Genomic DNA, 12,270 nt, shown 5'->3' on the forward strand with positions numbered 1-12,270 from the left:
ACATGCTGAGACAGGTTACCATATCTGTAGTAGTGGGAACATTTCTTATCGGAATGTACTATGTGGTAGCAGCATCATACGTGCCTCCAGAGCAGCAGAACGTGCTTGCATCAAAGCTTGAGCAGTATAGGACCGGTCTGAGCTTTGATGTACTGATGTCCCTTGATGAGGCAGAGAGGACAGCGCTCATACATGGTATGCCATCAGATACGGTAAGGTTGCTGATGCAGGAAGCCAGATTGCATCCTAGCTTTCTTGTGGAAACTGTGGATGACATACGACAGCAGACAAAATCGGACGCAAGGTTTGCCAAACTGGCGCAGCTGACGGCGTTGAAAGGATACGAGGCATCAGGTACTGCAATACTTGTCCAGTCTGCAGACAAGGCGTTTTTGAGATTGGAGAATATGAACATCACGCCAGGGATTGACCAGAGAGTGTTTCTAACAAAGGACGGCTCTGCCTCATCGGGTGTGGATCTTGGATCACTAAAAGCAACAAGGGGTTCACATAACTATGATGCCACCGGCGTTGATACGGAAATGTACAACGTGGTCATAGTGTACAGCAGGTCAGTTGATGAATATTATGCACACGCACGTTTCCTCAAATCTGACTGATGCATGTTATTTTGTTTGCTGCATTTTTTCCGCCTTGTCTGGGCGGAATTGTTCTACGACATCGTATATCTGATTCAAATCCCATGGCTTTGAGATTACCTTGGTTGGATGCAAGCTGAAAAGCCTGTTTGCATTGGCAGTATGCATGTATGCAGTTATTATTATGACGATAGCACTTGGTGAGTCGGCCCTGATGTTCTCTAGCGCATAAAGGCCGTCGTACTCTGGCATCATCAGGTCTAAAAACACGATATCTGGCCTGTGCCTTTTGTAAAGGTCCACGGCATCCTTGCCGTTATGTCCTATGCCCAATACATCAACGTCGATTATTTTCAAGTATTCTGCAAAGACATCAGTAATGTCTTTTTCATCATCAACTATGATTGCAGTAATTTGCTCGTTCATGTAGATGCTTGGTACTTGTGTGATATTTTGATGTGTGTGTTTATGTTAAAAAAGTATGAAATTCCTACAAGCCGCAGTATTGTGAAATTCTGACTCGGCAAGTAGGTGGACAGCTTCCTTCATTTTGCACTAGTGTAGTGTTTGTCGTACTAGTACTGTTATTTAATCGGATTTAGTACGTTTTTCTTAAAATCCGATTCATACCATGTGGTCTTGTATTCTCTTGCTGCCAAAATATTGAACGCAATGTGAGAGAATATCTGCCTCTTGCTGATAGAGCCATGCGTGTGAAGCATACCTCTTGGGATAAAGACAATGTCTCCTGCAGACAGCGGGATTTTCTGTTTTTTCTTTATGGCAAATCTTTCCTGGCTACCGCCGTTTTTTGAGAATGTTTCAAGGCTGCCCATACCTGATGTGACGTATAGTATCTGGTCTCCATTATGAGAGTGAATCTTGGTTCTGGCACCGTTTTCAAATCTGACATGATAGATGTTGTGGCCTTTGGGCTTTATGGAAGCAGAAATATCCGTCATGCTTACCTTGCCCGTAAACCATGCTGGGTTTACTTTCCTTGGGTTTGCTCTGGAGTGGATGCTTGACTTTTTTATCATGATCTGATCTCCGGGGCTTGGTTTATCATCTTTGATAGGCCTCGCATGTAATTTTGCGCAAACGTTGTGACAGGCTGGGAGGAATACCATATGCATCCGAGGACTTCGCAGTCATGGCACGTCTTTGCGATCTCCCATTGTGGCGCATCCCAGATTTGCTCTATGCTATTTTGCAAAATATTAAAAGTGCTCTCCGGCGTATTGTATTTCCAGCAAGGTACCATGATGGTCCCGTTCGCGTTGACAAAAACGGACTTCCAGACGCCACACTCGTCAAACATGCCACGCCCGTGCTCCAGTATCTGCTCAAAGTATTGTTGTGGCAGCATGACTTTTGGATATTGTCCGCTTTTGATGTGCTCAAGTATGCTTTTGCAAACTGTCTTCACTGTCTCCCTGTCTGGGAGTAGCGTATAGTTGACATCTGCTCTGTCCTCAACGAATGTGAGTGAGACTGATTTTATTCCAAGCTGCCTGGCCCTCCCAAAATACGACTTGTCTGCAAACTCGTCCGTGTTGTACTTTGTTATCACGGAGTTAAAGTAGTGGGGAACGTTTTTCTCGTTTAACAGCTGCAAGTTCTCCATCACTTTGTGGTACATTGAAGGCGGCACACCGCGCACTTTGCAGTAAGGTTCTTCGAATACAGAATCAATGCTACATGTGATGAATTGTATGTGTTTTCTTAGCTCATCAAGGTCTATTTTGTGCAAAAGTGAGCAGTTTGTGATAAGTGTGATCGGCATTTTAAGCGAGTGCAGGTGTCTGACAAGCTCCATAAAGTCCGGCCTGCTCGTGGGCTCGCCGCCTTCAATTATAGACCAGATGCAATATCTTGATACTTTCTCAAATACATGCTTCCACTGCTCCGTGGTAAGATCATCCCTGTGGGCAACCTTTAGCTGCCCTTCCTTGTCGGCATCTCCAAACGGGCACATGGGGCAATAATAATTACAATAATGTGTAAGACTGAATACTGCCACTATTGGTCTTCTCTTTCCAACCATCCTGCTTGCGGACCATTTTCCAACTCTGTTGATGGTCCTGATAAGATCTACTGGCATGATTCTATGATTGGCAAATTTCTTAAAAATGATTCTGGTCTGCCTGTATCTTTGAGATTATCTCATCAATCTGGGCGTTCTTCGAGTCTGTCTTGCGCAAAAGATAGTAGAGCTCCTCAGTTGCAGCATGATAGTCAACTCCTATAGTCTGGGCCAAATACAATGAGATGTATGCCAGCACTAGTTTTCTGAGCACTACATGCTGTGAGTATTTTATTGTGTCTGCCCTGAGCTCCTCTAAGACGTTTGCAAAATACGCCTCAAGATACGCATCCTTTGATTCCCTTTCGCGAAGTGCAAAAGTGCCGCCCATGTTCCTCTCTATCATGTGTATTTTTTCTATTGCCTCGATAAACTCTTCGTTAAGCTTAGGATCTGCTGTAAGGGCTTCGGATAATGCATCAGCGCAGTCTTGTTCTGATGTGCCAGTCTTGTTTTTGAGCGAGAATATGATGTGGCATGCGGCGCAGCCGTCATGGAGACTTTCTTTGTGGGTTAGCACTTTTTGTAATTCCTCCCTTATCATTTCCTGCACTTTGAATTTTTCCATGGACGTTATTTGGGATATTTGGCTTTAACTGTTTTAGGATGATTATTATCTTGATTGGATCAATTTCATTCGGGCGATGACGAGGAGTTAGAGACATGATCTCATGATTGGATTCAGTGAATCGGAGCCCAAATTTGTAATTGATTTGGAACAGAATTGGAAGAACGGTTTTAATCTAAATCTTCCTCGGCTTGACAATGAACACGAAAATAATCGTCGGCATAATTGTGGCAATCGCGGTTCCGGTCGCAGCATATGCAATATCGCCGCTTTTTATAAACAACACAATAGACGAGCCGCTGCCTACAAACCTAAAAACGGATATGATGGCAGACAAGATGGAGGACAAATCCATGATGGCAGACAAGATGTCTGATGGCTCTATGGCAAAGCTCAACATGATATCTGGCATGTTCGTAGGTGTTGGCGATGGGATACACGATGCGCAGGGCACTGCCAAGATACTGCAGTTAGACGATGGAAACAAGATACTGCGATTTGAGGATTTCAGGTCTACTAACGGGCCTGACCTATACGTGTACTTGGCAACTGACAAGTCTGCATCGGACTTTGTCAGCCTAGGGCCACTCAAGGCAAACATTGGCAACCAAAACTATCAGATCCCGGAAGGGACAGACCTCTCAAAGTATGATACTGCACTTGTATGGTGCAAGCAGTTCTCGGTGCTGTTCGGCAGCGCCGAGCTCTCCTAATTTTTTCAAATCAAATAATATGGATGCTTTATCACTGCATATCGTTGCTTGATTGGCTCTCACTTGATGGAAAACTGATCCTTTATGCTAGAATAATACGCGCATTCTCGTATGGTTTTTTGAGCATCATACTTGCAATCTATCTCAAGTCGATTGGGCTTAGCGACGTAATGATTGGCCTTGTCATTTCTGCAACGCTTGTAAACAGCATTATCTTTACAATGTTTGCAAGCTTTTACGCAGACCGCATTGGCAGAAAGAAAATACTAATTCTGTATGCTGTCATGATGGCAGTCTCAGGTGCCATATTCCTGGTTACAGACAACTATGTGGCACTAATAGTTGCTGCACTGATTGGAACTGTCAACGTAACTGGTGCTGAGACAAGTGCATTTTTATCACTTGAGCAGGGTATACTGCCAAAGACTATACGTAACATAAGAAAGCAAAACACGGCGTTCGGATTTTATAACATGGCAGCAATGCTCTCAATGTCTGGGGGTGCGCTGCTTGCAGGTCTTCCCTCTATTTTGCAGTCGCTTGCGGTGGAAGCAACTGATTCTTTTAGGATGCTGTTTTTGCTTTACATGCTGGCAGGAATCGCGGCAGCCGTGATTTACTGCTTTCTTTCAAGGGAGATTGAGCTCACAGAAAAAAACGCCAAGGACAAACCGTCTGCAATCAATCTATCGCCTCAATCAAAGAAGATAGTTACAAAACTGGCCGCACTATTCTCACTTGATTCCTTTGCAGGCGGATTTGTGCTCCAGAGTATAGTCTCATTCTGGTTTTTCACTCGCTTTGATGTCACATTGTCTGATCTTTCGATGGTTTTCTCAATAGCTGGCGTGCTTACTGCATTCTCATTTATTGTCGCAACAAAGCTGGCAGACAGGATAGGGCTGATAAACACGATGGTCTTTACTCACATTCCGTCAAATGCGTTGATGATATTTATTGCGTTTGCTCCGACATTTCAGATTGCATTTTTGTTGTATCTGGCAAGGATGGGAATGTCACAGATGGACGTGCCAACAAGACAGTCGTATCTTGCATCGGTGGTAAAAGATGAGGAACGAATCGCCGCAGCCGGTATTACAAATACATCAAGGAACATAACGCAGGCTGTCAGCCCGTCAATTGCCGGGGTACTGATACAGTCCCTACTACTTTCAGCCCCATTTGTACTTGGCGGCACGCTCAAAATAATATATGATGTTCTGTTGTATTCTAACTTTAAGAAGATAAAGCCAGAGCACGAACAAGACAAATAGCGGCAGAATCTAGCCGAACTCTATGCATCGCTCGCACTCGCAGCTCTTTGATTGGTCTTCTCTTGCAACACACCTATCATGGGACCCTGCCTGGCACTGAACGCAGACCTGGTCAATGTTGTCAACATCACTGTATTTTTTTGACTGATCGAACCCAAATCCACCGTCCCTTGGTCCTACCATGCCACTTGGTATGCATTTGCACTATTTTTAGATGATGTCTTGTCTACTTTGGTCATCTTTTAGCTTATTATAGACGCTATCTGTCAGTTTGACTCATTCTGATGTGTCATCCTTTTTTGAGCGGTTCCACATATTCATGGTCCCTCTGAGCATAAAAAATCCGACAGTTATTGTGACTATTCCTACTGCGACAAACAATATGCCCCTGCCGATGGTCCTGATGACAGACAATGTATTGATGCATCAATCCAAAAATAAAAACTAGTCCTGAGAAGCATAAAATTTCATCCAGTACGAGCTGGTCCTTTTTAATAATTAGGCACAATCCTCATTCAGGTTGAGCCTATCGCCCCCAAAAACAAAAGCCAATTCGTGCCTATTTTGCGGAGAGATCCTAAGGACTCCCTCAAAGTGCCAGTACTGCGGATTCAGGTTCTGTGATGACCACATGTCAACTGACAGTCACCAGTGCGGCAAGACAAGATACGCCGAATATGTGAGAAAGACCCGTGCCGATTCTGTGCCAAACCTGGCAACGGGAAGCTTTGTGGTAACGTGCGATACATGCGGATACAAGTCAGCCAAGGGCATGCTCATAGAATTTGCAGGCGAGGAGCTTATCCAGCACATGCAGGTTGTGGGGTGCTCTGGCAACACGTTTCTTGAGGAGATAGGCAACACTTCCCATTTTGAGCTGCAGTCAATCGAGGTACAACCCGAATCACCTATTGTGGAAGAAAGGAATATTGCAAAAGAGGGCATAGTGGAACAGCTAACCAAGCTGGCATCGCTGAAGGAAAAAGGCGTTCTCTCAAACGAAGAATTTCTATTTATCAAAAAGGAAATTCTAAAACGCCTCAAGTGATCTACTGAGCATCCTTCCTTGCAACCTCGTCGAGCTTTTTTCTTGCTTCAAGGTGTTCTGCTCTTTCACGCTGTAATGCTGTCCTGACAATCTCAAGCTCTTTTTGCGTCGCAAGTAGCTTGGCATTCAGTGACGATACAACTGAGCTTGCAGCAGCTACAACATTCTTTGGGGCGGTCCTTTCACCGACGTTTGCCATCTGCTCCTCGATGAATTTTAGCTCTTTTTTTGCGAGCTCGACTTCTTTTCTTTTTGCCTCTGCCTCCTTTATCGCAGTATCCTGCTCTGCTTTTAGGACTTCTGTTTGTCTTTTTATCTCTTCCAACTCGGAATTTGCCTTGGTAAGGGACTGGTTTGCTGTCTCGTACGATTTTCTTGTATCCTCGTACGATTTTTTTATCACATCAAGCTGAATTTTGAATTCCTCGCTTTCGCCCTTTAATGCAAGATATTCTTTTCTTGCCTGTTCAAGCTCAGAACGGGCTTTGGCAAGCTCTCCGAGTGCCTCTTTTTTCACTTCAAATTCTTTTCTTGCGGACTCTAGGTCGGTCTTTGCCTGCCTTATCTGCTGGATAATTTGTTGGTGTTGCTCTCGTAGAGAATCTATCTCGGATTTTCTCTCATTGATTTCCTTTTTAGTGCTCATCAGACTTGCAGTTACCTGATCATATTCTTGCTTTACAAGTGAGAGTTTTTCAGTAACTGATCTGAGGTGCTCTGTCTTTGATCTTATTTCGCCCTCAAGGTATGCTAGCTCTGTTGCTGTCTGCTCGGCCCTGATCTCTTCCGGACTCTTTATTCTGACTTGCTCTTCTTGATGCTTTTGTTCTGCAGGCTCTGCATTTTCCTCTTTTTTGCGCTTAAACAGTCCCATCAAAAGTCACTCCTGTAAGCAAAAGGCAGGCACCTTTATTCATTTTTTTACGAATCTGAGGTAAAATCCAAGGCCTCCCACTAGGAATCCGACCACTATTATGACAAGACCTGTCTCCGGCGTCTCTGAGAACATCAGTGGGGCAATCATAAAGAGCAGCGCGCCAAGGATTATCAGAAAATACGCGCCGCTTTTTTTCGGCCTGTTGTGCTCGCTGTGGGCCATATCAGATATGCCGTGATATGGTCTGGGCTACCTTCTTGCGACCAATGTCCATGATAAAGGGGCCGATCTTCGGGCCCCGGCTTGCCCCTATGATAATCTGGTATAATATCATAAAGAATTCTTTTGGAGCCACGTTGTTTTCTTTTGATATGTTGTAAATGGTGTTCTGCAGGTCCTCTGGTTCGCTCTCAGATGATAGGACCTTGACAAGCTGTCCTAGCGCCTTTTTTGCCTGCTCGTTTATCTGAACTGCCGTCGTCTCAGAGTCTTCAAAGTCGTCAGCATAGTTTCCTGCCAGTGTTATGAGCTCATCTATGTGTGGTTCTGGTGCCTTTATTGCACCGTAATCGATTAGCTTTTTTGTCACAAGGCTTATCCTGTCTTCCTTGAAGATGCGGCACAGCTCGATGAGCAGCCTAAAGTTCACGTGAGTTGGAGCCGTCTTTGGAGGATTAAGAAGATTGACATATTCGTAGAGGCCGCGTGATTTTACAAGCTTTGCCTCATTGTCGACTTTTATCTTACCAAAGTAGATGTCCTCAAGCTCATTGTACTCGTCCATCAATACCGGTATATCCTCAAATCCAAGTTCCCTTGCACCAGTTATTCTCTTGTACAAAAGCAGTAGCATCGATTTTGGTGTGCCGTATCTGAACCATTTCTGCGAGGTCACAACGTTGCCAGCCGACTTTGAAATCTTTTTTCCTCCCTTATCAAGGAACATCTCGTATTTGACATGGTGCGGGTGAGGATGACCAAGTATTTCATCTGATACCCAGTCGTTGACCTTGACAGAGTCCATGATATCTTTTCCATACGCTTCAAATCTTATGTCAAATGCATGCCATCTTGCGGCAAACTCTACCTTCCATGCAAGCTTGCCAAGATCCTTTGCAATGTCTGCTTCTCCCTCGTGACCACATCCCTTTAGCATCCTGGATCCGATTTCTGCATCGACGCATCTGTACTTTACTTTCATTCTTTCAGAGTCGTATTCGTACGACTGGGCCGTGTACAGTCTGCTGCATTTTGTGCAGACTGGATAATATGGAAGAAATTTCTGATATTTTTCCTGCCCCACCATGTCCTCTATCTGCTTTCCAATTCTTTCGGAATTTGTCAGAATTGTGTGGATTTGACTTTTCAACAGGCCCTGCTTGTATGTCTCTATTGCGCGTTGGAACTTGTACTTTATTCCAAGCTTATCAAGCCCATCAAGGAGTATGCTGCTCATGTGCATCCCGTATGACTCATGTGTTCCGAACGGGTCTGGAATCAAAGACACTGGTTTGCCAAGGTGCTCCTCAAGCCAAGACGGCAGCCCCTCCGGAATCTTTCGCAGTCCGTCAAGATCGTCCGAATATGCGATAAGCTCTGATTTGTATCCGAGGTTCTCTAGTGCAAGCTTGACCCCAAATGCGCGTACAGCATCTCCAAGGCTTCCTATATGCGGTATGCCGGATGCTCCAAGCCCTGACTCGACCCTGAGCATAGATGTATCTCTTCCAAGCTGTTTTTCGCGCTCTATCATCTCTGAGGCAAGCTTGTCTATCCAAGTTCCCTTTCCGATAATTACTCGCTCATCGTCTTCGGACATTATTTTACACCAGCAATTTTGCCATATAAGGACCATCCATATGGTAGCCCATCTTCCTGTAGTATTCCCTTGTGCCCACGGCTGAGATTACCAGGATCTTCTTTGCATCAAACTCTTCTTTTGATATTTTTTCTGCCTCACTCATCAGGTTTCTTCCAAGACCAGAGTGCTGCACCTGTCCGTCCTCGTGCTCGCCTATCTTAAGTGATCTTCCATACACGTGCAGCTCTCGAACTATGCACGACCTTTTGGGAATCTCGTTTCGGTGTGGGTTGCAGACATTTCGCAGCCTCAAAAACCCGTATATTTTATCATCGGAATCATCATAAGATAAGAATACTTCATCGCCGCCAGATGAGATATAATCAATCCTGTTGATTTTCAGCTCCTTTTGCGGACCGCTCAAAAGCCCAACCTCCCTACATCTTATACATCTGCATGATGCACCTTGTTTTCTGAGGTTTTGGTGTACAATCTGTCTTAGGTTTCCTGATCTTGGTCCTGCCACTATCTCAGACGATGATATCTCGCGTTGCACTCTCATTATTCTGACCCACCTTGGCACCATCTTTTTCACCTCGGAGAGCACGCGTATCATCTGATCATCAGAGTACGGCTTGTATTTGCCCTGCAGAAACTGCTCATACAGTGGAGTATTCTGCAGTACAAGAGATGGATAAATCTTGAGCATGTCTGGTTTGAGATCCTTATCTTCAAACAGTTTCTTAAAGTCGGCAATGTCGTCTTCCGGGCTCACGGTAGGCAGGCCTGGCATCATGTGTGCAACAATCTTGTATCCAGAGTCCTTTGAGACCTGGAATGATTCTGTGACATCAGAGTATGTGTGGCCGCGGTTGACAATCTTGTATATTTTCTCCTGCAGGCTCTGCACTCCTATTTCCACCCTGGTGACCCCATACTCTAACATCATATCGACATGTTCTTTTTTACAATAGTCCGGCTTTGTCTCTATTGTAAAGCCGACATTTCTTATCTTAGCTGTCTCGTTTGCAGTTTTAGCTTCCTCAAGTGTATCAGAATCAAATCCGTTTAGCGCATCGTAGCATGATTTTATGAAGTTTCGCTGATACTGTTGGGGCATGAATAGAAACGTTCCGCCTACTATGACAAGCTCCATCTTTGCAGGATCGTGACCGTAAGATACGAGTTTTTCAATCTTTGTCATGATCTGTTTTTTTGCATCATAGTTGTTCTCTATTGCATTGATTGTGGACGGCTCGTTTCCGGTATAGCTGTTAGGAGAGTTGAACTCTATGCCCCCGGGACAGTATGTGCACCTGCCATGCGGACATGCATAAGGCATCGGCATCAGAGCTATGACTGCAACGCCTGATGCTGTCTTGATTGGTTTTTTTAGCAGTATTCTTTGAAGCTTGGCGTAATCCTGACCGCTCACAGTAGAGAGTATTTCAGAGTTTCGTGGAATTCTCTCAAGCGAATACTTGGTGCACACCTTTTTGATCTGTGACTTTACCTGGCCTTTTGTAGGTGAATGAATAGAAAGGAGGTTCTGCGATATCTCAGTGCATGCCTGTGTAAATCTGTGGTTGTACAATGTGGTTCGGTGTGCTTTAGGCCTTAAATTTCTTCAAAGCAATTCATCGTCTTTTTGTGCGTCTTTTGGCCGATTTTGCCTTGGCCTTCTTTTTCCGCCTTTGTGTCTTTGGCTTCCTTGCAGGTCTTTTCTTTGATTTTTTCTTTGACTTTGATTTTCTTTTTTCTTTGGCACTCTCTTTTGCAGCCTGTTTTTCAAGCTCATCGCGAGCTTTCAGATTTTTTAGCTGAACAAGCTCTACACGGGTCCTGGCCGAAAGGTGGTTTAGCTCATGGTTTGGTGCTGGAAACGAGCTTCCATGATCGGCAAAGCACTGTGTGTGAAAGACTTTGCCTTTCTGGTAGACCATTGATACCCTTGGGACGCCCTGCTTGCAAACTGCGCACATGTCCACAAAATCTTCAGCCAATGAATGCTCGACTTTGTTAGTCTAATTTAATATTTTTCGTCTATGACTGGTTTTGTTTCATTTCTTTTTTGTACTCTATCTTAAGCCAGATGGGCGTTATGATCGTGGTCACTGCAACCATGATGACTATCATGGTGTAGACGTTCTGTGCAAGAACTCCGCTTGATATTCCAACACCTGCTACGATCAGGCCGACCTCTCCTCTTGAGACCATTGCGACACCAACCTTTCTTGCCTGCGCCCCGTTTCTTAAGAACAACCATGCAGGCAAGCCGCATCCGAGCAGCTTTGTTGCAACTGCCACGCCAATTATCGCTCCTCCTATCATCAGTATCTCAAAGTTGAGTCCCCTAAAGTCTACCTGCGCTCCTATTATCGCAAAGAACAGTGGGGCAAAGATGAGTCCAAGCTTGCTGATGTAATGCTCGACTCTCTCAAAGACCTTGGTGGATGCAAGCGCCATGCCGACCACAAAGGAACCTAGAATTGGGGAAAGACCTATTGATGCAGCAATTCCTGCGGCACCAAAGAATGCGGCCGTAACTATGCCTTCTATGCTGCCTCCTGCCTTCCACAGTCTTGAGCCAACGATTCTTGGTATGATAAATATCGCAACAACTGCCATTACCGCAAAGAAGCCAAGTACTTTGAATATTGTATATGTGATCTCTATTACATCAATAGATAGGTCGGCTGCGCCGCCAAACGATGTTACGATCGAGAGAACGGCAATTGCAAGTATGTCATCAACTACTGCAGCACCAATTATCAGCCGGGCCTCTGTAGTCTTTAGCTTGCCGAATTCGCTTAACACCTGCACAGATATTGCAATGCTTGTGGCAGTCAGGGCAGTGGCAACTAGCATTGCCTGAAATGCATCAAATCCGAAAAACTGGAAAACTATGAATCCTACAAAAAACGGCACGACCACACCCAGTGTGCCGACAGTAAATGATGCCTTCCCTCCTTTGATGAACTCTCGCGGCGTCATCTCAAGTCCTGCCATAAACAAGATGACGATTGCGCCTATCTCGCCAAGTATCTTTACTTCTTGGCTGAGGCTGACAAGCGAGTCGCCCTCTACTGTAAGGAGTGAGCCTATTGCAAACGGGCCTACTGCCATTCCTGCCAGAAGCTCGCCTAGCACGATTGGAAGCTTTAGCCTCACAAATATCTCTGCGAAAAGCTTGGCAGCAAACAAGAGTATGCAAACGCTGATTACAACTTGAATGAAATGTGATTCTGCTGCCATTTTCCCCTTCTTCTGTCCTATGAATATTGGTAATTAAAAATGATTTTAT

16 protein-coding genes are annotated in these 12,270 nt (G+C 44.8%); 4 read left to right on the top strand and 12 right to left on the bottom strand.

What is annotated here, in order from left to right; genetic code table 11:
* Nucleotides 1-2 precede the first annotated feature (2 nt).
* Nucleotides 3-620, top strand: coding sequence for a DM13 domain-containing protein (locus tag NITUZ_RS09620; RefSeq protein WP_052370040.1), 618 nt, complete (start codon nucleotides 3-5; stop codon nucleotides 618-620).
* Between the two features lie 6 nt (nucleotides 621-626).
* Here NITUZ_RS09620 and NITUZ_RS02645 read toward each other — a convergent pair whose 3' ends face one another.
* The 4 genes from NITUZ_RS02645 to NITUZ_RS02660 form a co-directional block, all read right to left on the bottom strand.
* Nucleotides 627-1,025 carry a response regulator gene (locus tag NITUZ_RS02645; protein ID WP_048195038.1) on the bottom strand — a complete coding sequence of 133 codons (399 nt, stop codon included), beginning with the start codon at nucleotides 1,023-1,025 and terminating at the stop codon, nucleotides 627-629.
* 158 nt (nucleotides 1,026-1,183) lie between these two features.
* Nucleotides 1,184-1,639 carry a cupin domain-containing protein gene (locus tag NITUZ_RS02650; RefSeq protein ID WP_320409002.1) on the bottom strand — a complete coding sequence of 152 codons (456 nt, stop codon included), beginning with the start codon at nucleotides 1,637-1,639 and terminating at the stop codon, nucleotides 1,184-1,186.
* Nucleotides 1,636-2,703 (bottom strand): radical SAM/SPASM domain-containing protein, encoded by a 1,068-nt coding sequence (locus tag NITUZ_RS02655; RefSeq protein WP_048195039.1) that lies wholly within the window; start codon nucleotides 2,701-2,703, stop codon nucleotides 1,636-1,638. The genes NITUZ_RS02650 and NITUZ_RS02655 overlap by 4 nt, the downstream gene beginning before the upstream one ends.
* Nucleotides 2,704-2,725: 22 nt before the next feature.
* Nucleotides 2,726-3,253: a hypothetical protein gene (locus NITUZ_RS02660; RefSeq protein ID WP_048195041.1), complete on the bottom strand. Its 528-nt coding sequence runs from the start codon at nucleotides 3,251-3,253 to the stop codon at nucleotides 2,726-2,728.
* Nucleotides 3,254-3,450: 197 nt separating this feature from the next.
* Here NITUZ_RS02660 and NITUZ_RS02665 point away from each other — a divergent pair, with 197 nt between their 5' ends.
* Both NITUZ_RS02665 and NITUZ_RS02670 read left to right on the top strand, forming a co-directional pair.
* Nucleotides 3,451-3,966, top strand: coding sequence for a DM13 domain-containing protein (locus NITUZ_RS02665; RefSeq protein ID WP_048195043.1), 516 nt, complete (start codon nucleotides 3,451-3,453; stop codon nucleotides 3,964-3,966).
* 44 nt (nucleotides 3,967-4,010) lie between these two features.
* Nucleotides 4,011-5,240 (top strand): MFS transporter, encoded by a 1,230-nt coding sequence (locus NITUZ_RS02670; protein WP_244443794.1) that lies wholly within the window; start codon nucleotides 4,011-4,013, stop codon nucleotides 5,238-5,240.
* 9 nt (nucleotides 5,241-5,249) lie between these two features.
* On the opposite strand, the gene NITUZ_RS10115 is transcribed toward NITUZ_RS02670, so the two are convergent.
* The gene (locus NITUZ_RS10115; protein ID WP_177309443.1) at nucleotides 5,250-5,423 is read right to left on the bottom strand and encodes a hypothetical protein; all 174 of its coding nucleotides are present in this window, start codon (nucleotides 5,421-5,423) and stop codon (nucleotides 5,250-5,252) included.
* A 93-nt stretch (nucleotides 5,424-5,516) separates the two neighbouring features.
* Nucleotides 5,517-5,654, bottom strand: coding sequence for a hypothetical protein (locus tag NITUZ_RS10120; protein WP_177309444.1), 138 nt, complete (start codon nucleotides 5,652-5,654; stop codon nucleotides 5,517-5,519).
* A gap of 106 nt (nucleotides 5,655-5,760) precedes the next feature.
* On the opposite strand from NITUZ_RS10120, the gene NITUZ_RS02675 reads away from it, so the two are divergent.
* Complete coding sequence (locus NITUZ_RS02675) at nucleotides 5,761-6,288, top strand: AN1-type zinc finger domain-containing protein (RefSeq protein WP_048195047.1); 528 nt, start codon at nucleotides 5,761-5,763, stop codon at nucleotides 6,286-6,288.
* Nucleotide 6,289: 1 nt separating this feature from the next.
* On the opposite strand, the gene NITUZ_RS02680 is transcribed toward NITUZ_RS02675, so the two are convergent.
* Genes NITUZ_RS02680 through NITUZ_RS02705 form a run of 6 tightly spaced genes read right to left on the bottom strand, consistent with a single transcriptional unit; the run spans nucleotide 6,290 to nucleotide 12,221 of the window.
* Nucleotides 6,290-7,162: a coiled-coil domain-containing protein gene (locus NITUZ_RS02680; protein ID WP_048195049.1), complete on the bottom strand. Its 873-nt coding sequence runs from the start codon at nucleotides 7,160-7,162 to the stop codon at nucleotides 6,290-6,292.
* A gap of 39 nt (nucleotides 7,163-7,201) precedes the next feature.
* Nucleotides 7,202-7,387 (bottom strand): hypothetical protein, encoded by a 186-nt coding sequence (locus tag NITUZ_RS02685; protein ID WP_048195051.1) that lies wholly within the window; start codon nucleotides 7,385-7,387, stop codon nucleotides 7,202-7,204.
* Between the two features lies 1 nt (nucleotide 7,388).
* Entirely contained in the window at nucleotides 7,389-8,984 is a 1,596-nt protein-coding gene (gene lysS / locus NITUZ_RS02690) for a lysine--tRNA ligase (RefSeq protein WP_048195053.1), read from the bottom strand.
* Nucleotides 8,985-8,988: 4 nt separating this feature from the next.
* Complete coding sequence (locus tag NITUZ_RS02695; RefSeq protein ID WP_048195055.1) at nucleotides 8,989-10,560, bottom strand: elongator complex protein 3; 1,572 nt, start codon at nucleotides 10,558-10,560, stop codon at nucleotides 8,989-8,991.
* A gap of 43 nt (nucleotides 10,561-10,603) precedes the next feature.
* The gene (locus NITUZ_RS02700) at nucleotides 10,604-10,969 is read right to left on the bottom strand and encodes an LIM domain-containing protein (RefSeq protein WP_048195057.1); all 366 of its coding nucleotides are present in this window, start codon (nucleotides 10,967-10,969) and stop codon (nucleotides 10,604-10,606) included.
* Between the two features lie 40 nt (nucleotides 10,970-11,009).
* Nucleotides 11,010-12,221, bottom strand: a complete 1,212-nt coding sequence (locus NITUZ_RS02705; RefSeq protein WP_048195059.1) for a cation:proton antiporter — start codon at nucleotides 12,219-12,221, stop codon at nucleotides 11,010-11,012.
* Between the last annotated feature and the right edge of the window lie 49 nt (nucleotides 12,222-12,270).

It is taken from the genome of Candidatus Nitrosotenuis uzonensis, assembly GCF_000723185.1.
Taxonomy (GTDB): Archaea; Thermoproteota; Nitrososphaeria; order Nitrososphaerales; family Nitrosopumilaceae; genus Nitrosotenuis; species Nitrosotenuis uzonensis.